24 protein-coding genes and 1 pseudogene are annotated in these 21934 nt (G+C 68.7%); 11 read left to right on the top strand and 14 right to left on the bottom strand.

Annotated elements, in window-relative coordinates; translation table 11 throughout:
• Positions 1-43 precede the first annotated feature (43 nt).
• Entirely contained in the window at positions 44-1330 is a 1287-nt protein-coding gene (locus tag CJ177_RS17095; RefSeq protein WP_061045392.1) for a MinD/ParA family protein, read from the top strand.
• A 47-nt stretch (positions 1331-1377) separates the two neighbouring features.
• On the opposite strand, the gene CJ177_RS17100 is transcribed toward CJ177_RS17095, so the two are convergent.
• Together CJ177_RS17100 and CJ177_RS17105 are read right to left on the bottom strand one after the other, a co-directional pair.
• Positions 1378-1581, bottom strand: coding sequence for a hypothetical protein (locus CJ177_RS17100; RefSeq protein WP_005252018.1), 204 nt, complete (start codon positions 1579-1581; stop codon positions 1378-1380).
• A 114-nt stretch (positions 1582-1695) separates the two neighbouring features.
• A complete protein-coding gene (locus tag CJ177_RS17105) occupies positions 1696-1923 on the bottom strand; it encodes a BldC family transcriptional regulator (RefSeq protein WP_005252019.1) in 228 nt (75 codons plus the stop codon).
• 187 nt (positions 1924-2110) lie between these two features.
• On the opposite strand from CJ177_RS17105, the gene CJ177_RS17110 reads away from it, so the two are divergent.
• Both CJ177_RS17110 and CJ177_RS17115 read left to right on the top strand, forming a co-directional pair.
• Positions 2111-2488, top strand: a complete 378-nt coding sequence (locus CJ177_RS17110; protein WP_005252020.1) for a DUF4229 domain-containing protein — start codon at positions 2111-2113, stop codon at positions 2486-2488.
• The gene (locus tag CJ177_RS17115) at positions 2485-3594 is read left to right on the top strand and encodes a PLP-dependent cysteine synthase family protein (RefSeq protein WP_095868165.1); all 1110 of its coding nucleotides are present in this window, start codon (positions 2485-2487) and stop codon (positions 3592-3594) included. Before CJ177_RS17110 ends, CJ177_RS17115 begins: the two co-directional genes overlap by 4 nt.
• Here CJ177_RS17115 and CJ177_RS17120 read toward each other — a convergent pair.
• Positions 3582-4127: a GNAT family N-acetyltransferase gene (locus tag CJ177_RS17120; protein WP_025433128.1), complete on the bottom strand. Its 546-nt coding sequence runs from the start codon at positions 4125-4127 to the stop codon at positions 3582-3584. The genes CJ177_RS17115 and CJ177_RS17120 overlap by 13 nt on opposite strands.
• Positions 4128-4254: 127 nt before the next feature.
• Here CJ177_RS17120 and CJ177_RS17125 point away from each other — a divergent pair, with 127 nt between their 5' ends.
• The 4 genes from CJ177_RS17125 (at position 4255) to CJ177_RS17140 (ending at position 6301) form a co-directional block, all read left to right on the top strand.
• On the top strand, positions 4255-5007 hold the full coding sequence (locus tag CJ177_RS17125) for a 1-acyl-sn-glycerol-3-phosphate acyltransferase (protein WP_095868166.1): 753 nt from the start codon (positions 4255-4257) through the stop codon (positions 5005-5007).
• A 64-nt stretch (positions 5008-5071) separates the two neighbouring features.
• On the top strand, positions 5072-5287 hold the full coding sequence (locus CJ177_RS17130) for a hypothetical protein (protein ID WP_005258323.1): 216 nt from the start codon (positions 5072-5074) through the stop codon (positions 5285-5287).
• Positions 5288-5293: 6 nt separating this feature from the next.
• Positions 5294-5860, top strand: coding sequence for a Clp protease N-terminal domain-containing protein (locus tag CJ177_RS17135; protein WP_095868167.1), 567 nt, complete (start codon positions 5294-5296; stop codon positions 5858-5860).
• Positions 5861-5920: 60 nt separating this feature from the next.
• Positions 5921-6301, top strand: a complete 381-nt coding sequence (locus tag CJ177_RS17140) for a phage holin family protein (RefSeq protein ID WP_009474702.1) — start codon at positions 5921-5923, stop codon at positions 6299-6301.
• A gap of 12 nt (positions 6302-6313) precedes the next feature.
• Here the strand turns inward: CJ177_RS17140 and CJ177_RS17145 are convergent, their stop codons facing one another.
• On the bottom strand, positions 6314-7183 hold the full coding sequence (locus CJ177_RS17145) for a 1,4-dihydroxy-2-naphthoate polyprenyltransferase (RefSeq protein WP_005252033.1): 870 nt from the start codon (positions 7181-7183) through the stop codon (positions 6314-6316).
• A gap of 76 nt (positions 7184-7259) precedes the next feature.
• Between CJ177_RS17145 and CJ177_RS17150 the strand changes: the two genes are divergently transcribed.
• Positions 7260-10511, top strand: coding sequence for a BTAD domain-containing putative transcriptional regulator (locus CJ177_RS17150; RefSeq protein ID WP_095868252.1), 3252 nt, complete (start codon positions 7260-7262; stop codon positions 10509-10511).
• Between the two features lie 9 nt (positions 10512-10520).
• On the opposite strand, the gene CJ177_RS17155 is transcribed toward CJ177_RS17150, so the two are convergent.
• Positions 10521-11264 (bottom strand): IclR family transcriptional regulator, encoded by a 744-nt coding sequence (locus CJ177_RS17155; protein WP_005252036.1) that lies wholly within the window; start codon positions 11262-11264, stop codon positions 10521-10523.
• Complete coding sequence (locus CJ177_RS17160) at positions 11264-12778, bottom strand: APC family permease (protein WP_095868168.1); 1515 nt, start codon at positions 12776-12778, stop codon at positions 11264-11266. Before CJ177_RS17160 ends, CJ177_RS17155 begins: the two co-directional genes overlap by 1 nt.
• A gap of 226 nt (positions 12779-13004) precedes the next feature.
• On the opposite strand from CJ177_RS17160, the gene CJ177_RS17165 reads away from it, so the two are divergent.
• Genes CJ177_RS17165 through tatA form a run of 3 tightly spaced genes read left to right on the top strand, consistent with a single transcriptional unit; the run spans position 13005 to position 15455 of the window.
• Positions 13005-14585, top strand: coding sequence for an FAD-dependent oxidoreductase (locus CJ177_RS17165; RefSeq protein ID WP_037182666.1), 1581 nt, complete (start codon positions 13005-13007; stop codon positions 14583-14585).
• A gap of 28 nt (positions 14586-14613) precedes the next feature.
• The gene (locus tag CJ177_RS17170) at positions 14614-15288 is read left to right on the top strand and encodes a Rid family hydrolase (protein WP_095868169.1); all 675 of its coding nucleotides are present in this window, start codon (positions 14614-14616) and stop codon (positions 15286-15288) included.
• On the top strand, positions 15288-15455 hold the full coding sequence (gene tatA / locus CJ177_RS17175; RefSeq protein ID WP_005252050.1) for a Sec-independent protein translocase subunit TatA: 168 nt from the start codon (positions 15288-15290) through the stop codon (positions 15453-15455). Before CJ177_RS17170 ends, tatA begins: the two co-directional genes overlap by 1 nt.
• A gap of 53 nt (positions 15456-15508) precedes the next feature.
• Here the strand turns inward: tatA and CJ177_RS17180 are convergent, their stop codons facing one another.
• The 8 genes and pseudogenes from CJ177_RS17180 to CJ177_RS17215 all read right to left on the bottom strand — a co-directional run bounded on the left by CJ177_RS17180 (position 15509) and on the right by CJ177_RS17215 (position 21882).
• Complete coding sequence (locus CJ177_RS17180; protein WP_005252052.1) at positions 15509-16339, bottom strand: ABC transporter permease; 831 nt, start codon at positions 16337-16339, stop codon at positions 15509-15511.
• Positions 16336-17322 carry a daunorubicin resistance protein DrrA family ABC transporter ATP-binding protein gene (locus tag CJ177_RS17185; RefSeq protein ID WP_005252054.1) on the bottom strand — a complete coding sequence of 329 codons (987 nt, stop codon included), beginning with the start codon at positions 17320-17322 and terminating at the stop codon, positions 16336-16338. Before CJ177_RS17185 ends, CJ177_RS17180 begins: the two co-directional genes overlap by 4 nt.
• Before the next feature lie 148 nt (positions 17323-17470).
• A pseudogene (locus CJ177_RS17190) lies at positions 17471-18385 on the bottom strand (hypothetical protein).
• Between the two features lie 169 nt (positions 18386-18554).
• The gene (menE, locus tag CJ177_RS17195; RefSeq protein WP_095868170.1) at positions 18555-19700 is read right to left on the bottom strand and encodes an o-succinylbenzoate--CoA ligase; all 1146 of its coding nucleotides are present in this window, start codon (positions 19698-19700) and stop codon (positions 18555-18557) included.
• Positions 19697-19996, bottom strand: a complete 300-nt coding sequence (locus CJ177_RS17200; RefSeq protein WP_005252058.1) for a DUF3349 domain-containing protein — start codon at positions 19994-19996, stop codon at positions 19697-19699. Before CJ177_RS17200 ends, menE begins: the two co-directional genes overlap by 4 nt.
• A gap of 2 nt (positions 19997-19998) precedes the next feature.
• Positions 19999-20352: a DUF3349 domain-containing protein gene (locus CJ177_RS17205; protein WP_061044614.1), complete on the bottom strand. Its 354-nt coding sequence runs from the start codon at positions 20350-20352 to the stop codon at positions 19999-20001.
• A gap of 45 nt (positions 20353-20397) precedes the next feature.
• Entirely contained in the window at positions 20398-20664 is a 267-nt protein-coding gene (locus tag CJ177_RS17210; RefSeq protein ID WP_005252061.1) for a hypothetical protein, read from the bottom strand.
• A 9-nt stretch (positions 20665-20673) separates the two neighbouring features.
• Positions 20674-21882 carry an inorganic phosphate transporter gene (locus CJ177_RS17215; protein WP_005252062.1) on the bottom strand — a complete coding sequence of 403 codons (1209 nt, stop codon included), beginning with the start codon at positions 21880-21882 and terminating at the stop codon, positions 20674-20676.
• Positions 21883-21934: the final 52 nt, after the last annotated feature.

Raw genomic sequence — 21934 nt, forward strand, 5'->3', positions numbered from 1 at the left:
TTCGGTGGGGACGATGGAGACTTCACGAGGGGGATGTTCAGCCATGTCCGAAAACAACGCCGGCATGTGGGAGCCGGTACGGCCTGCATCGAATCCGCCCGGGGACGACCACGCATCGACCGCCGCGTGGAACGCCGCGCGGCAGGCCCCGTACGTTCAGCCGCAGGGTCCCAACCCGTTCGCGCAGCCCGGTGTCCAGGCCCCCTCCGCCGCACCCGCGCGGCCGCAGACCCAGGCCCCGGCCGCCGCTCCCGTCCCGCGACAGGCCCCGGCCCCGCAGCAGACTCCCGTGCAGGGAGCGTTCACGCCGCCGCAGCAGGCGCCGGTCCAGCACGCACCCCAGCAACCCCGCCCGCACAACACGAATGCCGATCAGCAGTACGCGGTGTCGGCGCGTGACCTGTCGACGTCGCTGCTCCTCAAGCAGGTCAAGCCGGCCCCCACCACGGGGTGGCGCAAGGCGCTGTACCAACTGTCCGGCCGCTACATCAACGTCGGCAACAGCGCGAAGGAACAGCGTCGGATCGAGCTGACCAAGCAGGTCAACCAGCCGCTGCAGGGTTGCTACAAGATCGCGCTGCTGAGCCTCAAGGGCGGAGTGGGCAAGACCACCACCACCGCGACCCTCGGCTCCACGTTCGCGTCACTGCGCGGCGACCGCGTCATCGCCGTCGACGCCAACCCCGACCGGGGCACGCTCAGTCAGAAGATTCCCCTCGAGACCCCGGCCACGGTGCGCAACCTGCTGCGCGACGAGCAGAGCATCGAAAAGTACAGCGACGTCCGCAGTTACACGTCGCAGAGCCGGCACCGGCTCGAGGTGCTCGCGTCCGACAGCGACCCGGCAGTATCGGAGGCGTTCAGCGCGGACGACTACTCGCGGACCGTCACGATGCTCGAGAAGTTCTACAGCATCGTCCTCACCGACTGCGGCACCGGACTGATGCATTCCGCCATGCAGACCATCCTCGAAGAGGCCGACGCGCTCGTGGTGGTCAGCTCGGGGTCCGTCGACGGCGCCCGCAGCGCCTCCGCGACCCTCGACTGGCTCGACGCCCACGGATACCGCGAACTGGTGTCCCGGTCGGTGGCCGTCGTCAACGCGGTCCGCCCGCGGTCGGGCAAGGTGGATCTGCCGAAGGTCGTCGAGCACTTCGAGCAGCGGTGCCGCCTGGTCCGGCTGATTCCGTTCGATCCGCACCTCGAAGAGGGCGCCGAGATCGAACTCGAGCGGCTGCGTCCCAAGACGCGCAACGCTCTTCTCGAACTGGCCGCCGCGGTGGCGTCGGACTTCCCGGCGTCCAGTTTCGCGCTACAGGATCGTCGCTGAGGCAATGAGACCGAGGGTGCCGGATCGACCGGCACCCCGGCTTCGGCTCACCCGGCGGGGTCCGCCGGACCGGCGTCGGGTTCGTCGGACTTCTTCCGACGGGTCTCCCGATCGACCTTCCAGAGGAAATCCGGATCGTCGTCGGGTCCCTGCACCCGATTGCTGAGCACGGGCCTGGTGTTCGGGCCGAACGCCTTCCAGAGCAGGACCGCCACTGTCACGAGCCCGATGAGTGCCAACAGATAGATCACCGCGCACCTCCTTACACCGCTCGAGGGTAGCCGGTATCCCCGAGCGTAGCCGCGTCGGCGGCAGAGGGCACCTACCGGTCGCAGGGCGTCCGGGTAGTGCGGTGAATGTCGGTCTCAGGGTCGGCCGGCCTCCGTGGTGAGGGAGCGGAGCAGCTGCATGACCTCGGCCTCGCGGAAGCGGCGGTGCCCGCCGGGTGTGCGCAGCGATCCGAGCCGGCCCGCGTGCGCCCATCGCGTCACGGTCTTCGGGTCGACATGGAACAGGGCAGCCACCTGGCCCGGGGTCATGAGGGCTTCGTTGGATCCGCTGAATCCGGGTCCGTTGTAGGTGGGTGCGCTCATCGACGGTCCTCCACTGCTTTCGACTGGTCTGTGCTGAAGCCGGCCGCTGTTGCGACTGATCTCGGTCATCGTGACATCTGGCACCCCGGGTACTCGAACGATCTAATGTTGGTAAAGGGGAGGTAATAGACAAATCGGATAAGTCGGACGTGTGAGGGGCGGACTCGGCGATGGGTAACCTGGGAGCGTGAGTGAGTCATCCGAGAAGCCAGAAGACCAGGTCGAGCGCCCCGTCGCAGCCGATTCGAGCGCACCGGCGAAGCAGGACGGGCGGGTGACCAAGGGGCAGCTGGCGCGCGACGTCGCGATCTATTCGATCGCCCGGCTGCTGCTGGTCGTCGTCATCGGCGCCATCATCCTCGGGGTGGCCGCACTCGTCGGAGTCGCAGTGCCGCTGCTCGTCGCCGCCATCTTCGCGGTCCTCATCGCACTCCCGCTGTCCCTGCTGCTGTTCGCGAAACTCCGCCGGCGGGTCAACGAAGGGATCGCCGCGTTCGACGCGCAGCGTCGCGCCGACCAGGCCGACCTGCGTGCCAGGCTCCGCGGTGAGGGCACGTCCCGGTGACGGACGGTGACTGCGTCGTCATCGACCGGAGCCTTCCGCGTGACTGGGTGGACAACGCCGTCCGCCTCATCGACGCCGACGCGCAGCGCAGCGCCGACACGCACCTGCTGCGGTACCCATTACCCGTCGAATGGGGTGTGCAGCTCTACCTGAAGGACGAGTCGACCCACATCACGGGCAGCCTCAAGCATCGGCTGGCCCGGTCGCTGTTCCTCTACGCGATCTGCAACGGATGGATCACCGAGGGGACGACGGTCATCGAGGCGTCCTCGGGGTCCACCGCCGTCAGCGAGGCGTACTTCGCGAAGATGCTCGGCCTCGACTTCGTGGCCGTCATGCCGCGCAGCACGAGCGGCGCGAAGATCGCCCTCATCGAGGCGCAGGGCGGTCGCTGCCACTTCATCGACCGGCCGCCGGAGATCTACAGCGAGGCCCGACGGCTCGCCGCGGAGACAGGCGGTCACTTCATGGACCAGTTCACGCACGCGGAGCGGGCCACCGACTGGCGGGGCAACAACAACATCGCCGAGTCGATCTACCACCAGATGATTCGTGAAGAGCACCCGGTGCCGGAGTGGCTCGTCATGAGCGCCGGCACCGGCGGCACCAGCGCGACGCTGGGCCGGTACATCCGCTACCGCAGGCACGCGACCCGTCTGCTCGTGGTGGATCCGGAGAACTCGGCGTTCTTCGGCGGCTACGACACCAACTCGTGTGACTACGCGACGGGGATGCCCTCGCGCATCGAGGGCATCGGTAGGCCGCGGGTGGAGCCGTCGTTCGTCGGGCAGGTCATCGACCGGATGATGCGGGTGCCCGACGCCGCGTCCATCGCGACGGCTCGGCACGCCAGTTCGGTGCTGGGTCGCCGGGTCGGCGGTTCCACGGGCACGAACCTGTGGGGTGCGTTCACCGTCGTCGCGGAGATGCACACTGCCGGACGGTCCGGCAGTGTGGTCACGATCCTGTGCGACGGCGGCGAACGCTACGCGGACACCTACTTCGACGACGACTGGGTGGCCGGGGAGGGTATCGACCTCACCGGTCCGGCCGCGGTGCTCGACCGCTTCGCGGCGACCGGGGAGTGGCCCGGTCAGCCTGGCTGAGGCGCGGTCGCGGGAGTGCGCACCGGCGCCGTCACCGGGCGGGACATCGTCACCCGCGGCCATGCGGCGAGGCCGTGCCGGGCCTCGTCGGCGCGGATGCGTGACAGGCCCGGGGTCAGGGCGTCCTCCGGCAGGGGGCGGAAACCCAGCCGCTCGTAGTAGGGGGCGTTCCACGGGACGTCGACGAATGTGGTGAGGGTGAGGGCGGGCAGCCCGCGGACTGCTGCCCACGACGAGATCTCGTCGAGAAGAAGGGCGCCGAGCCCCTGACGGGCGTGGCCGGGGTGGACCGACACCTGCTCGATGTGGGCGGCCCCGTCGACCACGGCGACGAGTGCGTATGCGACCGGGGCATCGTCTGCGTCGACCGCGACCCAAATGCATTCCAGCTGGAGGTATTCGGTCAACTCGTCGAGTGTGAACGGGGGATCGTCGGCGACGGCGTCCATTCCGATGTCACGAAACGGCGCACCCGCCGCGATTTCGATGTCTTGCAGGGCGGGCAGGTCGGTGGAAATGGCCGGGCGGATCACAGGTCTTTTGTACCCGAAATCGTGCTGTTCGCACAGTTTCCCTGCACTTTCCCAAAACTTACTACACCGTAGGCTACGCAACCGTAGGTTGGTAGCCTGGCGATAGGACGACGGAGCGGGGACGAGCATGGACAAGCCCGAGGTAACCCTCGAGAACTACGAAGCGGTGTACGCGTACTACCGCGACCATCAGCAGAATCGGATGCTCGCCAAGCTGGCGTACGCGTCGCTGTACGCGAAATACCGGCCGCGGGTCGTGTACGCGGACGACGCGAAGGCGCAGCTGGCGGGGCTCGTGAAGTCCGGCAGGGTGCTGATCGTCGCCGCCAATCACATCACCCACAGCGATCAGTACACACTTGCGGCCACGGCCTGGAACACGCCGCTGCGCCGCGCGATCGGACGCACCCGGGTGCTCGCCAAGGACGAATTGTTCGTCGACCCCGACCTGCACAAGAAGGTCGACATGATGGGCGGCATCCCGGTGTTCCGCAGCAAGAACTACGGTCTCCGGGCGGTCGCCGACGCGGGCCGCCTCATGATGGATATCTCCGCCGAACGGCTCTGTCGCGGTGACAACCTGGCGATCTTCCCCGAGGGCACGTGCAACGAGGACGACCCCACCCGCCTGCAGCACATCAACAGCGGCATCGGTCACATCGCGAAACGTGCGGCGGATTGCGGAGTCTCACCCGTGCTGTTGTCCATCGGTATCAGTTACGGGCCGGACGCCCACGGGCCCGACCCCGAGAACGTGAAGTCGGCCAGCGTCTTCGTCGGGGAACCACTGTTCGACCTCCCGGCGAAGCCGATGGACATCGCCCACGTCGTGCAGAAGGAACTGCAGATCGCCGTCGACGAGGCGGTCGCCGCGTACTGACGGCCGCCTCGAGATCTGTCAAGGAGGGTTGACACCCGGTCGGTGTCAACCTAAATTGACATGCATGACCGAAGCAACCACGCTCGCCGCAGCGGCGGGCAGCCCCGACCCCGCCGAGGGGTTGCGGGCCGTGCGTGCGCTGCGGCGTCTCCTCGAACGGCTCGAGGCCATCCAGGTCGCCAACGCCCGCGCCCAGGGCTGGTCCTGGCAGGCGATCGCCGATTCCCTCGAGGTGAGCAGGCAGGCCGTCCATCAGAAGCACAATCGGAGAGGGAGGTAACGGCGCATGTTCGAACGATTCTCGACGGACGCCCGGGCCGTGGTGATCGGCGCGCAACAAGAAGCGCGCGCACTGAAGTCGCCCCAGATCGGGCCCGAACACCTCGTACTCGCGCTGCTGTCCGTGAAAACCGAACCCGTCCACGGCATCCTCGCCGACGCCGGAATCGAGGAGGAGGAGTCGCGATCGACCGTCGCGACCCGCGGCACGGCCTTGAGCGACGCCGACGCGGAAGCGCTCGAATCGATCGGGATCGACCTCGACGCCGTGCGGCAGAGCCTCGAGCAGAACTTCGGCAAGGGCGTCCTCGATCCCGAAGAGCCATCGGAGAAGCGCGGGTGGTTCGGCCGGAAGTCGGGGCACATCGGGTTCACCCGCGACGCGAAGAAGGCGATCGAACTGTCACTGCGTGAGGCGCTGGCGCGCAAGGACGATCACATCGGCGCCGAGCACATCTTCCTCGGAGTGCTGCGAGTGGCCGACGGCACGACACGGGAGATTCTCGAGGTCCAGGTCGGTGTCGGCGAACTCCGCCGTCGCGTGCACGCGGCACTCGACGACCGCGCCGCCTGACCATCCCGGTCCCGGGTTATCCGGTTCCCGTTTGTCCGAACGATGTGCCAGCATGCACCCATGACCTTCTTGGTACGCCTCGTCATCAACGCGTTCGCGATCTGGCTGGCGGCAGCCTGGGTGTCGGGCATCGACATCTCCAGTTCGGGCAACGGAACCGGATGGGACATCGTGGTGCTGCTCGGCATCGCGGCGGTGTTCACCGTCGTCAACATCTTCGTCAAACCACTGGTGAAGCTGCTGTCGCTGCCGTTGCTGATCCTGACGCTCGGCCTGTTCACCCTGGTGATCAATGCCCTGATGCTGCTGCTCACCGCATGGTTGAGCTCCCAGACCGATTACGGCCTGACGGTCGACGGTTTCTGGACCGCCGTGTGGGGAGGCCTGATCATCTCGATCGTCAACTTCATCCTCGGCATCGTCCTCCCGGACGGCGACTGACCCGGCGGCCGCTCAGGCGACCGAGAGGGCCACGGCGGTGGCGGCGCCCCAGATCAGCATCGCCAGCCCCGAATCCCGAAGCGCCGGAATCAGTGCGAGGCCAAGGCCACCGGAGCGGACCGGCGCGTTCGCCCGGACCGCGAGAGGCAGCGCGAGCAGTCCGACGAGCGACCAGGGGGTGCGCAGCACCAGGACGAGGGTCACGACGAACGGGACCGTCAGCGTGACGAGATGCAGGATGCGGGTGCGCGAGTCGCCGAGCCGGACGGCGAGCGTGCGCTTGCCGGACTCGGTGTCGGTGGGAATGTCCCGCAGATTGTTGGCGACGAGAACCGCGCTCGAGAACGAACCGACGGCGATCGCGGACACGAGACCGGCCCAGTCCACCGTCTCGGCCTGCACGTACTGGGTGCCCAGCACGGCGACGAGACCGAAGAACACGAAGACGGCGACCTCGCCGAAGCCGCTGTACCCGTACGGCTTCTTGCCGCCGGTGTAGAACCAGGCGCCCACGATGCACAGGGCGCCGATCAGCACGAGCCACCACGCGGTGGTGACGGCGAGGACCAGACCGGCCACCGCGGCGACAGCGAAGCAGGCGATGGCCGCAGCCTTCACCGCCGACGGTTTCACCAGCTTGGACCCGACGAGCCGCAGCGGCCCCACCCGCTCGTCGTCGGTGCCGCGGATCCCGTCCGAGTAGTCGTTGGCGAAATTGACGCCCACGATCAACGCGAGAGAGACCACCAGTGCCAGTACTGCCTTCCACCACACCGCGCCGCCGAGCGACGCCGCGGCGCCGGTGCCCACGAGCACCGGGGCGATCGCGTTCGGGAGGGTGCGCGGACGAGCGCCTTCGATCCATTGAGCAGCCGTTGCCATGCACCGATCTTTGCACCGTGCGAGAAGACGCCCGCACCCACGCCGTGCAATACCATCGAACGCGGTGGACCAGCACATGAGCGTGGACGAGAGAGCGGCACCGGCAAGCACACCGATCCAGGTCGCCTTGTTGGGTGAGATATCGACGTGGCGATCGGGCGTGCTCGCGCCGCTGCCCGGCACCCGCGCGCGCAGCCTGCTGGTCGCTCTCGCCCGCGATCCCGGCCGGAGCCGGTCGGCGCAGGCCCTCATCGACGAAGTGTGGGGCGAGGATCCGCCGCGGTCCCCGATGAATGCGTTGCACACGCAGGTTTCCCGTCTGCGCGCGGCGTTGCCGGACGGAGCGCTGGAGATCGGCCCGGCCGGTTACCGGTTGGCGGTGCCCAGGGATGCCGTCGATCTGACGCGCGCGGAGGACGTGGCACGCCGGCTGAGGGGCCGGGGGAACGGTCGCGGCGTCGGGCCGGACGAGATCCGCGATGCCCTCGCGTTGTGGCGGGGCGACCCGGGCGCGGACCTTCCCGGCGGTGCCGCCGCAACAGAGCTCGCCGCCGATGCCGCAGTGATCCGGGGGCAGCTCGAGGCCGCGGAACTGGCGGCGCTGGTGGCGGTCGAAGACTGGGACGCCGCCCTCCCGAAGGCGCTGGCCCACGTCGCCGCCGAACCTCTGGACGAGCAGGGGCACGCGCACCTGATGCGGGCGCTCGCCGGGCTCGGGCGGGACAACGAGGCGCTGGACGTGTTCGCGACCTTCCGCAAGCGGATGGTGTCCCGGCTGGGGGCCGATCCGTCGCCGGCGCTCGTCGCTCTGCACACCGAGATCCTGCGGGGCGGACGTCCCGGTGACGTGGCGGCTCCGCTCCTCGCGTCGCCGGATCGGACGGCGATCGGGCTCCGCGCGGCACCCAACGCCCTCCTGGGACGCGATTCGGACATCGCGGAGATCGAGCGGTTGCTCACGTCCTCGCGGGTGGTGACCATCCTCGGGCCCGGCGGTGCCGGCAAGACTCGACTCGCGCACGAACTGGGTGCGCGGGCCGCCACCGGGACGTCCGTGGCTCTGGTGGAACTCGCGTCGCTGCGCAGCAGCGAGGACGTCGTCGCGGCGATCAGCAGCACGCTCGGGCTCAGCGAGGTCGACATCGCGCCGGGCCGGCTCACCGTCAGCCGCGTCCATTCGGCGCGGGAACGGCTCCGGGAAGCGTTGTCGGCAGGGCCGATGCTCCTGATCCTCGACAACTGTGAGCACGTCATCGGGGCGTGCTCCGAGGTCGTGGCCGACCTGGTGGCGGCAGGCGACCAGCTGACCGTCCTCGCGACCAGCCGATCACCCCTCATGCTCGCGTCCGAGGCCGTCTACCCGCTGCCGCCGCTCGCGATCGACGAAGACGACGCGCCCGCCGTGCAATTGTTCACGGCGCGGGCCCGCGCGGTGCGGCCCACGGCGCGTCTCGACCCGGAGACGGTGCGCAGCGTCTGCCGCACACTCGACGGTCTCCCGCTCGCGATCGAACTGGCCGCCGCGCGGGTACGCAGCATGAGCGTCGAGGACATCGGCCGACGGCTCGAGCATCGGTTCGCGCTGCTGCGGTCACACGACCCGACGTCGCCCGAGCGGCACCGCACCCTGCACGCCGTCATCGATTGGAGTTGGCAGCTTCTGGGCGAGCAACAGCAGATCGCGCTGCGCAGACTCTGCCGGTTCCCGGCGGGGTTCACCCTCGACGCGGCCCGGACGATCGCGGAGTGGGACGGCGTCGACGATGTCGTGGAGGCCGTCGAGGGCCTCGTGAATCAATCCCTGCTGTCCGTGTCGGAGACGTCGGACACGTTGCGCTACTACATGCTCGAGACGGTGCGCGAGTACGGCGAGGAGCAGCTCGCGGCGGCCGGCGAGGAATCGGAAGTGTTTGCTCGCCAAGGGGTCTGGGCCGGCCGGTTCGCGTCGGAGGCGCTCCGCCGGTGCCGATCCGACCAGGTCGCGCTCGCGGACGACATCGACGCCGACCACGACAACCTGCTCGCGGTCCTCCGGTGGGCGGTCGAGCGCGACGACGCGGAGACGGTGGCGACCGTGTTCCCGGTGCTGGGCGGCCTGTGGGCCATTCGGGGCGCGCACTCGGAGGTGATGAACTGGACCCCGCGGATTCTCGGGTCGACGGCGGACGCGGACCTGACGGACGTCGGTTCGGAGCTGGTGGCGTACACGTTCCTGCTCGCGGCGATGCACCTGGTGTTCGGTGGCCAGACGCGCACGCTCGCCCGCGCCCGGATCCGGCTGCGTCACCTGCTCCGGGACCGCCCCGACCTTCCGTCGGTCACCTCGTTCGCGGTGCGGCTCATCCTGTCGCTGGGTTCGGGACGGCGCCTGGCCAGGGTCGTCGCGGACGGGGTGCGGTCGAAGGATCCGGAGACCCGCGCGGCCGCGCTGTCCGCTCGGGCCAGCATGCGGGAGAACCTCGGCGACTTCCGCGGCGCGATGAGGGACGCCGCGACGGTGTCCGAACTGTGCGGAGCCATCGGTGACGTGTGGGGCACGGCAATGGCGTCGCAGTTCCTCGGTTCGCTGCACAGTCAGTCCGGGCACTACCGGGACGCGGTGTGGCACTATCAGGACGCCGTCGAGGGCATGCGGAAGCTGGGTGCGCAGGAGGAGGCAGATCAGTTGTGGGGCTTCCAGGCCTCGGCGCTGATCGCCGACGGTGATGTGGAGGCCGGCCGGAAAGTGCTGGCCGAGACGGTACTCGAGCATCGCGGTGCGGGCACCGGGACCGACGACCACCAGCCGGACGAATGGAGGGCCGCCGCCACCGGCAGTCTCGCGGAAATCGATCTCGCGGACGGCGACGTCGAACGCGGGCTCGCCCGCTACCGTGAGGCGCTGGACATGGTGTATCCCCGGATGCTGTCCGAGCCGTACGCCGATCCGTTCGGAATGATGCTGGCGGCGTCGGTGGTGTGCGCCCACGTGCTGCACGGCCGGTCCGAGATGATGGTGGAGTTCGTGCCGAAGCTCGCGGAGGCAGCGCTGTCGAGGCTGGGACAGGGCGCCTACCAGGATCTGCCGGTCACCGGGGCCGTCGCGGCCGGGGTGGGATGCTTCGAGCTCGCGCACGGTGATCCCGATCGTGGCCTCGCCCTGCTGGCGTTGTCGGTCCGGGCCCGGGCCCGGCAGGACATCGCGTCGCTGCGACACCCTCGGCACCTGGCATTCGCGCTCGAGCACGTGGGCGAGGACCGCTGGGAGTCGGCGCAGAAGCGGTTCGGCAACTGGTCGCGTCGCGCGGTGCGCGCCGAAATCCTGGACATGCTCGCCAGTTCGAGGTGAGTGCCGGCCTCAGGCGGGGACCCGGCCGCTCACCCGGGCCGCGCACGACCGCAGGAGGTCGGTGAGTTCCGGATCGTCGACGGCCAGGCGTCCGGTCTTGCCGATCGCCGCAAGGCAACCGACCACCGCGTTCTGCGCATCGTGCACCGGGACCGCGACGGCGCTGCGGCCCACCCGCACCTCGTCGACCTCTCGGGCCGAACCCGTGTGACGGACGGCGTCGAGTTCGCCCTGCAGCGCGGCGATGTCCGTGACGGTCCGCGACGTGACGCGGCGCAGGCTCGGCGGCACCAGGTCCGGATGGGACGCGAGGAGGATCTTGCCGATGGCGGACGCGTGCAGGTGCGCGGCGATCGTGTTCTCGCCGCTGAGTTCGTGGTCGGGGTCCCGGTCGACGAGTCGCACCCGGCCGCCCGCGAACGACGCCAGATGGATCCCGAAACGCACCTGTTCGCGCAGTTCTTCGAGCACGGCGTGGTGGTCGACCGGGTCCGGCGCCGCATCCGCCCCCGCCAGCTGCCTGGTCCGCCGGCCCAGCGCGAACCCGGACAGATCGGCGATCCGCACCAGATAGCCGTCGGCGGTCAGGAGATTGAGCAGCCGGTATGCCGTGGCCTGGGGGATCCCCGCGTGTGCGGCGATGTCTCGCGCGGTCGCCCCGGACCCGAGCTGAGCCACGGCCTCGAGCAAAGCGAGTGCCTTCTGCACGGCGCGTGGTTCGTGGCCCGCGATCTCCCCCGCTCGGGCGCCCATCACCGGGACCCGGGGGTACGTCCAGCCGCCGTCAACGCGAGGTTCCCGGCGGCGTCCGTGGCGAACACCCCGGCTCCCGGCAGCACATCGTCTGTTTCCGCGGTGTCGAACACACCCATCGACCGCAGGCTCGCCGGGTGGCGCCATCGCAGGTACAGCTGCCACGCCGAACCCGACAGCAACAGGGTCAGCACCACGGTGGGGACCATCGCGAAGCCGTGCGCAACGTTCACGAACAGCATGTAGGCCAGGACGAGTCCACCGGCGGCGCTGCCCGCGACTCCCGCCACCAGGACGAGGGGAGTGTGCTCCCCGATCCGGCTGAGGAACCGTACCGACGCCACGGCCACCAGCACGTACGCCGCGACCACCGCAGTCCTGGCAATCAACTGCACGTGACCGAATCCGGTCGACTTGCCGACGATGCCGAATGCCGCGGCACCGAGGCACACGGCGCACACGATGACGGTGAGGGCCGCGTACGGGGTGCGGTAGCCGCGGTGCACCCGGGCGAACAGACGCGGCACGACTCGTTCGATCCCCATCGAATACAGCAGGCGCGACGCGGCATTCGACGACGCCATCGCCGACGCCAGCCACGACGTGCCCAACCCGAGGTTCAGGGCGATCACCACGGCCGGGTCGACCCCGGTGGCGGTGCCGTGCAGATACGCGTTGACCAGGGTGTCCGTGCGACCGGACCAGGCGGCCCACGCCGAGAAGATGAACAGGGCGCCGCAGATCATCGGCGTGAGCATCACGGTGCGGGTGACGGTGGCGAGCGGGCGCTTGGCCTCCGGCCCGAAGAACGTGGCGCTCTCGAAGCCGGCCAGGGCGAACACCGCGGCCAGCGTCATGAGCAGCGGCCCGTATGCGGATTCGGACGGCGGCACCGCGGCGTGCTGGCCGCCCGCGCCGGTCACGATCATCAGGCCGACGATGAACAGCAACGAGCACGATTCGACGGCGAGGATGGCGAGGGCCGCGAACCGCACCCCGCGGACCAGACAGGCGAGGATCACGATCGCGATCCCGGCGTACACGAGGAGGCGTTCGGCGGGTTCGCGCAATTCCAGCCCGAAGAAGCCGAGCGTCGCGATCACAGCCTGGCCACCGTGGTACAGCGTCATCACCGCACTGCCTACGTACTTGGTCAGCATCGCGACACCCGCCGTCAGCGCGGCTCGCGTGCCGAGGCCCTGGAACACGAAACTGTAGAGGCCGCCCGCGGCCGCCATGCGTCGCGTGAACTGCGAGACGCACACCGCGATCAGGGAGACCACCACCGTCGCGACGACGATCGTGATCAGACCGCTCAGCAGCATCTGGTGGGTGAACATGGTGACGGGCAGGACCACCATCGACACCGCAGGAGCCGTCGTGGCCACCGACTGGGCGAGAACCTCGAAGCCCGACAACTGCCGCCTGCCCAGCGCACGCAGCGGCGACAGGGCCTGACGTTCGGGCTCGCCGGTGGCGAACGAACGCGCGATGGCGTCGGAAAGGGCTGACATGCGCGTGAAACTAGCCGGGTCGTGTTGCCGAAAAGTTTCGGTTTCGGGTCGAACTCCGACTCGGGAGTGAGAACGGCCCGCGCCCGTTCTCGCTCGCCGGCCTCAGACTGTTTCGCCGCCGACAACTTCCCGACTCGTGTCCCTCCCAGGATGAATCCGGACAAGTTACCCGGGTCGCCGGGCGCAAGAATGGGAGCGCGAATTGGCATTCACACGTAGATCTTTCATGAAGGGCCTCGGGGCCACCGGAGGCGCAGGCCTCGCGTACGGCGCGATGTCGACGCTCGGGCTCGCACCGTCGACCGCTGCGCCCGCCCGCACCTTCCAGCCGCTCGCGGCCGGCGACCTGATCGGCAAGGTGAAGGGCAGCCACTCCGTGGTCGTGCTCGGCGGCGGCCCCGCCGGTCTGTGTTCGGCATTCGAACTGCAGAAGGCCGGGTACAAGGTGACGGTCCTCGAGGCCCGCACCCGGCCCGGTGGCCGCGTCTGGACCGCACGGGGCGGCACCGAGGAGACCGACCTGAGCGGCGAGACGCAGAAGTGCACGTTCTCGGAGGGTCACTTCTACAACGTCGGCGCCACCCGCATCCCGCAGAGCCACATCACGCTCGACTACTGCCGCGAACTCGGCGTCGAGATCCAGGGCTTCGGAAACCAGAACGCCAACACGTTCGTGAACTACCAGAGCGGCACGTCGCTGTCGGGCCAGTCCGTCACCTACCGGGCCGCGAAGGCCGACACGTTCGGCTACATGTCGGAGCTGCTGAAGAAGGCCACCGATCAGGGCGCCCTGGACCAGGTGCTGAGCCGGGAGGACAAGGACGCGCTGTCGGAGTTCCTCAGCGACTTCGGTGACCTGTCCGACGACGGCCGCTACCTCGGATCCTCGCGTCGCGGTTACGATTCCGAGCCCGGAGCCGGCCTGAACTTCGGCACCGAGAAGAAGCCGTTCGCGATGCAGGAAGTGATCCGCAGCGGCATCGGCCGCAACTTCAGCTTCGACTTCGGCTACGACCAGGCGATGATGATGTTCACCCCGGTCGGCGGCATGGACCGGATCTACTACGCGTTCCAGGACAGGATCGGCACCGACAACATCGTCTTCGGCGCCGAGGTGACGTCGATGAAGAACGTGTCCGAAGGCGTCACCGTCGAATACACCGCCGGCGGCTCGAAGAAGTCGATCACCGCCGACTACGCGATCTGCACGATCCCGCCGCACCTCGTCGGACGACTGCAGAACAATCTGCCCGGCGATGTGCTCACCGCGCTGAAGGCGGCCAAGCCGTCGTCGTCCGGAAAGCTCGGCATCGAGTACTCGCGCCGGTGGTGGGAGACGGAGGACCGCATCTACGGCGGCGCATCCAACACCGACAAGGACATCTCGCAGATCATGTTCCCGTACGACCACTACAACTCCGATCGCGGCGTGGTCGTCGCCTACTACAGCAGTGGCAAGCGTCAGGAGGCGTTCGAGTCCCTCACCCACCGCCAGCGGCTCGCCAAGGCGATCGCGGAGGGCTCGGAGATCCACGGCGAGAAGTACACCCGCGACATCTCGTCGTCGTTCTCGGGCAGCTGGCGGCGCACCAAGTACTCCGAGAGTGCCTGGGCGAACTGGGCGGGCAGCGGCGGCTCGCACGGCGGGGCGGCCACTCCCGAATACGAGAAGCTGCTCGAACCCGTCGACAAGATCTACTTCGCCGGCGACCACCTGTCCAACGCCATCGCCTGGCAGCACGGCGCCCTGACGTCCGCCCGCGACGTCGTCACCCACATCCACGAGCGCGTGGCCCAGGAAGCCTGACACACCCGAAGAACAAGGAGCCCGAACAGTGAAGTCTTTTCGTACCAAGGCCGTGACCGCCGCGCTCGCCGCATCCGCTCTGATCGCCGGGGCGACGTCGTGCTCCTCCGAGGAGGCAGCAGCGGAAGCGCCCGGCAGCACGTTCGTCTCGAAGTCCGTTCTCGAAGCCGGCGAGGCGAATCCGATGATCGCGCAGGGTGTGGCCATCGGTGGCGGCACCGCCGTCTACAAGTCGAGCGGCATCGGTCCGGGCGCGTCCAACAAGGCCGCACCCGAGAGCACCCCGGAGTCGTACATCGACACCGACGTGTTCGCGGGCGGCGCACTCCCGGCCGGAGTCACGATCACCGAAGCGCAGGGCATCAACGCGCTGAAGCGGATTCGCGACAATCTCGAGGCACAGGGACTGACGCTCGAGGACGTCGTGACCATGCGGGTGTTCCTCGACAACGCCCCCGGCACCGACCGCGCCGACTACGCCGGCTGGAACCGCGCCTACCGGCAGTTCTTCGCGAACACCAACCTCGACACCGGCGACACCGAACTGGTTCCGCTCGGCACCGCGGAACCGGCCGCCCCGATGGAACGGAACTCCGCGCGTCCCAGCCGGTTCGCGCTCGAGGTCGCGAGCCTGCCCGCCGCCGGCTGGCTCGTCGAGGTCGAGGTGGACGCCGTGTACCCCGACGGTGAGAAGCCCCAGTAGTGGGTGCGCTGAGCCCGAGCCACTGGGCGATCATCGCGGTGGTGCTCGTGGTGCTGTTCGGGTCGAAGAAACTTCCGGACGCCGCCCGCGGCCTGGGACGCTCGATGCGGATCCTCAAGACCGAGGTGGGGGAGTTGCAGGCGGACGCCCCCGAACTGGAGAAATAGGCGAAGCGAGCCGGTGGACCCCGCGCCCACCGGCTCGCTTCGTTCTTCGGGTGTCAGGCCTTACGCATGTACGTCCGGACCGTCAGCGGTGCCATGATCGCGACGATCACGGCGGCGCCGAGCAGCGACCACACGACGTGGACACCGAAGTGGCCGTCGTTGACGAGTTCACGCACCGCGGTGACGACGTGCGACACGGGGTTGACGTTCACGAACGCCTGCATCCAGCCCGGCATCGTGTCGGCGGGCACGAACGCGTTGGACATGAACGTCAGCGGGAACAGGATGAGCATCGAAATGCCCTGCACCGACGACGCTTTGCTCATCAGGACGCCCATCAGGGCGAAGATCCAGCTGATCGAGAAGGCGCAGACGATGACGAGCGCGCCGGCCGACACCACCCCGACGACACCGCCGCCGGGCCGGTACCCCATCGCGATACCGACGGCGAACGTGATGGTCGTGGCGATGCCGTACCGCACGACGTCGGCGAGGAGCGCACCGGACAGCGGCGCGATGCGGGCGATCGGCAGGGACTTGAAGCGGTCGAAGACGCCCTTGTCCATGTCTTCCCGCAACTGGGTGCCCGTCACGATCGACGTGGTGATCACCGTCTGGACCAGGATGCCCGGGATGATGATCGGCAGATACGACGCCACGTCGCCGGAGATGGCGCCACCGAAGATGTACGTGAACATCAACGTGAAGATGATCGGCTGGACGACGACGTCGAACAGTTGCTCCGGGTTGTGCTTGATCTTGAGCAGTCCCCGGTACGCCATGGTCAGCGTGTTCGCGACGGACTGCTCGAGGCTGATCCGGTTCCGGGCCTCCGGAATCGGTTGGGGGCCCGCGTGAGCGCGGGATTCGAGGGTGGTGGTCATGCGACGCTCCGTTCGGTGTCGGCCTCGGTGGCGTCTGCGCCGTGGCCGGTGATGGTGAGGAAGACCTCGTCGAGACTCGGCTTCTGGACGGTGATCTCGTCGACGGCGATCCCGTGGTCGCGCAGTCGGATCAGGAGTTCCACGGTGAGCGACGGATCGGTCATCGGCGCGGTGAGGCGGCCGATCTCCGGGGTGATCGCGACCTCCACACCGAGGGTGTGGGCGATCACCGAACGCGCGTCGTCGGTCTGTCCGCGATCGACCAGCGTCAACTGCAGCGAGGAGACGCCCACGGACGCCTTCAACTCGTCGGCCGTGCCGTCCGCGATCACCTTTCCGCGGTCGATGACGGCGATCCGATCGGCCAGCTGATCCGCCTCGTCGAGGTACTGCGTGGTGAGCAGCACCGTCGACCCGTCCGCGACCAGCCTGCGGATGGTGTCCCACATCTGGGCGCGCGTCCGAGGGTCCAGACCCGTCGTCGGCTCGTCGAGGAACAGCAGCGGGGGATGGGCGATCAGGCTGGCCGCCAAATCCAGACGTCGACGCATGCCGCCCGAGAAGTTCTTGAGCGGCTTCGTCGCCGCCTCGGTGAGGTCGAACTCCTCGAGCAGTTCCGTGCACTTGCGGCGGGCATCACCCCGGCTCAGGCCGAGCAACCGGGCGAAGATCACCAAATTCTCGACCGCCGACAGGTCCTCGTCGACGGACGCGTACTGGCCCGTGACACCGACCAGCGAGCGCACCGCGTTCGGTTCGCGCACCACGTCGTGGCCGAAGATGCGGGCCTCGCCGCCGTCCGGACGCAACAGCGTCGCAAGCATCCGCACTGTCGTGGTCTTACCGGCGCCGTTCGGGCCGAGCACTCCGTACACCGACCCGGTCGGAACGGACAGGCTCACGCCGTCGACGGCGCGCTGACGGCCGAAGAGCTTCACGAGCCCGTCGGCCTCGATGGCTGGGGGAGTTGCAGTGAGGTTCATGCCGTAGACGATGCAGCCCGCCACTTGCAGCAGGCTTGCACGCCTCTTGCACGGGCTTGCGGGCGCTGTAGTCGGGTGGATTCACGGACATTGGTCGGAATCAGGGGCAATTGCGTCGGAATCCGGCGAATGTCTCGGCGAACGTCGGTCAGCGCCGGTGCTCCGCGCGTGCGCACGCCCTGTCGAAGCGCGCCTTGACGGCGGCGAAGTCGAAGAGGTCCCGCCACGTTCACCGGACGACCTCGTACCCGGCGTCGCGGATCGCGTCCTCCCGGAGTTTCTCCCGGTGGACGGCGACTGCCGCCTGGCCACCGTCGACGCCGTATTTCCCCATGCCGTCGAACTCCCCGACCACGCCGCATTCTGTCCAGAAGAAATCGGCCCGGCCGAGGAAGGCGCCGGTGTCGTCGTGAAGCACGTGCTGGAGTTCGGGTGGCGGCAGGTCGTGCTGGCGGATCCGGATGCGGCTCAGCGATTCCCCCGGGCTCTCGCCGCGACCGTCCAGGAAGCCCGCTGCCCGCCGCGCCGTCGCGATGCCTTTGCGAGGTCCCGCCCGGCCGACCTCGTCCAGAATCTCGTCGAGCGTGACGAGTCGACGGTGCAGCGCCGAATCGCCGACAACGACGGCCTGGTCGAACGTCGAGATGCGTGCGGTGTCGACCACAGTCCGGGCGGGGGAGGTGACCGCCAGCCCGCCCAGGGTGACGACGTCGGTTGCGTCGAACGGTGTGGCGTGGACGTGGACTCCCGCGGTTCGGCCGCCGCCGGGGGCGTGGTTCCTCGTCAGATGCACCCGTTCCAGCGAAAGGTCGCCGAGATCCATACCGTGCAGAAGTGCCGCAGACGTGTGGCTCACCACGAAGCCGGGTGGGCGCGACTGCAGGGCTGCCGCAATGCGGGCCCGGTGCAGCGCAGGCGCATCGAGTGCGGCGAAGCGCTCGTCGGAGGCGTATGCCCCCGCCGCGATTCGCACGAGACGTCCGGAATCGCGGGCATGCCGGATCTCGGAATCGGTGACGCCGTCGGCCAAGGCTCTGCGTCGGAAGATCACGTCGTCGCTCATGGCGACATCGTGCCCCACCCCGCAGTGGTGATCGGTTCGCTCACCTGGGCTTTCGCGGAGCCTGTGGATAGAGGTCGGCGTGTGGACAACAGCATCCGCGTGGATATTGGCCAGACGCGCGGAAATTGCGGGCGCAGCTGGCCAATGTCTACGCAGACAGGAGGACCCGCTAGCCGAACCGCGATTCCAGCGCGCGCCGGTCGATCTTCCCCGGACCTCTGAGGGGGAGGGTGTCGACGAGGTGCAGTTCGCGTGGGGCGGCGGTGGGGTCGAGGGTGCGTTCGACGAAGGAACGGAGTTCGGCGAGTGTCGGTTCGGTGCCGGGCTCGGCGACGACGACGGCGGTGACGCGGCGCCCCAGTCGCTCGTCGGGGAGGCCGATCACCGCGCATTCCCGGACGGCGGGGTGCGCGACGAGAGCCGCCTCGACCACTTGCGGGACGACGGTGAGACCGCCGGTGGAGATGGCTTCGTCGAGTCTGCCGGAGATGCCGAGGACGCCGTCGGTGACGGCGCCGGCGTCGTCGGTGCGGAACCAGCCGGGTTCGGCGAACGCCGGATGGTCGGGGAGTCCGCGGTAACCGGATGCGAGCATGGGCCCGCCGAGGAGGACGCGGCCGTCACCGTCGATCCGTACTCGGGCACCGTCGAGGGGCACCCCGTCGTACACGCACCCGCCGCACGTCTCGCTCATTCCATACGTACGGACGACGGTGATGCCGGCGTCTACGGCGCGACGCAGGACGGGGGCGGGGGTCGCGGCTCCGCCGAGGAGGACGGCGTCGAGTGCGGCCAGCGACGCCACGGCTTCGGGGTGGTCGAGGGCCTTGACCAGCTGGGTCGGAACGAGCGAGGTGTAGCGGCGGGGGCCGCTCATCGACGCGACAGCGGCAGGCAGCGCACCGGGGTCGAAGCCGTCGGTCACGTCGATCACCACCGGCTCGGTGCCGGCGAGGACACTGCGCAGCAACACCTGCATGCCCGCGATGTGGTGGGCGGGCAGGGTCAGCAGCCAGGAGCCCGGGCCGCCGAGCCGGGCATGCGTCGCGTCACCGCTGGCGCGGAGCGCGGCGGCGGTGAGCATGGCACCCTTCGGTACTCCCGTCGTGCCGGACGTCGCGACCACGAGGGCGACACCGTCGTCGATCGGCTCCCCGGGGCGCAGTGCGTCCGTCAGTCGGCGGGTTTCCCGCTCGTCCGGGGCGGGGACGGGGAGCGCGGCCGGGGCGGTTCCGTCGAGGATCGCCGACAGCTGCGGCAGGATGCCGAGAACCCCGACGCCCGACGGGACGGGCAGGACCTGCAGTTCGCTCACTGGGCAGGCCCGGCCAGCGGCCAGCCGCCTGCGGCGAGATTGCTGCGCACCCGGTCGACGTCCGACTCCAGCGGCAACTCGTCGGTGACCTTGGTGATGAGCACCTGGATGTCGGTCTTCTCGATGGGCAGGTCGCCCTCCTCGACGAGGGCGTCGGCGACGGCGTCCACCTCGTCTTCCGACAGACGGCGGGTGAGCAGCGCGAACAACGGTATGTAGTCCTGCTCGGGCACGCCGTTCGGGTAGCCGGCTCGCAGCCAGCCGATGATGGAGGAGAGAAATGGTGGAAGGCTCATGGCTAGCCGGCGTCGCGGGTTTCTTCCGTGTCGCCGGAACCGTCGCCGCATTCGGCGTCGGGTCCGACCGGCCACCCTCCGGCCTCGAGGTTCTCCGTCACCCGGGCGACGTCCTCCTCGGACGGTTCCTCGTGGGTGATCTCGCTGATGAGACGGCGGATGTTGTCGTAGTCGACGTGGCGTTCGGGTGTCTCGTGGGCCGTCTCGATGGACAGCGCGACGACCTGTTCGATTTCCTCGTCGGTGAGACGGCGACGCAGCACGGCCAGCAACGCGAAATGGTCCTTCGCCGGGATTCCCTCGGGGTACCCGGCGCGTAGCCAGTCGAGCACGGAGCGAAGTGAATTCTTGGGCACGCGTTCGGCTTCTTTCGTCGATGGAACGGGACTCGTGGTCGCCGCTCAGAAGATGTGGATACCGAAGCTGCTGGCCAAAAAGCCCTGCATCAATAGCAGTATCCCAGTGATGATCGCGATCAGCACCACGGCGAAGCAGGCCCAGGCGCCGATCCGGCCTGCGACGGTCGGCTGCGAGACTCCCTCACCGGTGTCCGCGCCGCCGAGAGACCGGAGTCCGAGCGCGAAAATCGCGGGGAGGCCGGCTCCGAAAAGCAGTCCGACGAGGACGACCTGCCAGAGCGAGTGGATGGTGGTGGTCAGCAGTGTCATGGCGAGCCCTCAGCGGTTCGTGGCGGGACCGGCGGAGTCCGCGGTCTCGGCCACGCCCGGTTCGGTGGGTTCGGCGGGAACCTGGGTCTCGTCCGACTCCCATTCGGCATTGACGTTGCCGGACGTCACCGGTTGCAGGCGGGAGCGCAGGTACATGAATCCGGCGAGCACGATCAGGGCGGCGAACACGACGAGAACACCGGGCAGACCGCCGATCATGTGGGCGATGACCCAGCACACGGCTCCCACGATCGCCGCGGACGGCAGGGTGACCAGCCACGCGACGGCCATGCGTCCGGCGATGCCCCAGCGGACCTCGGCGCCCTTGCGGCCGAGGCCGGTGCCGAGGATGGAGCCGGTCGCGACGTGCGTGGTGGACAGCGGCAGTCCGAGGTGGCTGGACGTCAGGATGATGGCGGCGGACGAAGACTCCGCGGCCATGCCCTGGGGAGCGGCGATCTCGACGAGTCCCTTGCCGAGGGTGCGGATGATGCGCCAGCCGCCGAGGTAGGTGCCGAGCGCGATGGCGATCGCACAGCTGAGCTTCACCCAGAACGGCATCTCGTCGTCGGCGGACAGGGATCCGTGCGCGACCAGTGCGAGAAAGATCACGCCCATCGTCTTCTGGGCGTCGTTGGTTCCGTGGGCCAGCGACACCAGTGACGCGGAACCGATCTGGCCGAGGCGGAATCCGTGCTCCTTGGTGTCCTCCGGCACGCCGGAGGTGATCCGGTAGACCAGTTTGGTGCCCGCAGTGGCGACCAGTGCTGCGACCACGGGGGCGAGGACGGCGGGCACGACGACCTTGCTGAGCACGCCGCCCCACTCGACACCGCTCATGCCGATGGACGCGATGGCTGCACCGATCAGTCCGCCGAACAGCGCGTGGGACGAGCTCGACGGCAGCCCGAGCAGCCACGTCGCCAGATTCCAGATGATGCCGCCGACCAGGCCCGCGAACACGATGAGCAGCAGATCCTCGCCGCCCACTTCTCCCAGGTTCACCACGCCCTTGGCGACTGTCGCCGCAACCTCCACGGACAGGAACGCACCGACCAGATTCAACGATGCGGAGAGCGCGACAGCGGCCTTGGGTCGCAGAGCTCCCGTCGCGATCGAGGTGGCCATTGCATTGCCGGTGTCGTGAAAGCCGTTCGTGAAATCGAAAGCGAGGGCGGTGACGACCACCACCAGGAGAACTACGAGCTCTGCGGTCACACCCAGATTGTGCGGATTTCAACCGAAAATGTACAGCTGACGTCCGGTGTAC

This window comes from Rhodococcus sp. ACPA1 (assembly GCF_002300195.1).
In the GTDB taxonomy this organism is placed as follows: domain Bacteria; phylum Actinomycetota; class Actinomycetes; order Mycobacteriales; family Mycobacteriaceae; genus Rhodococcus_F; species Rhodococcus_F opacus.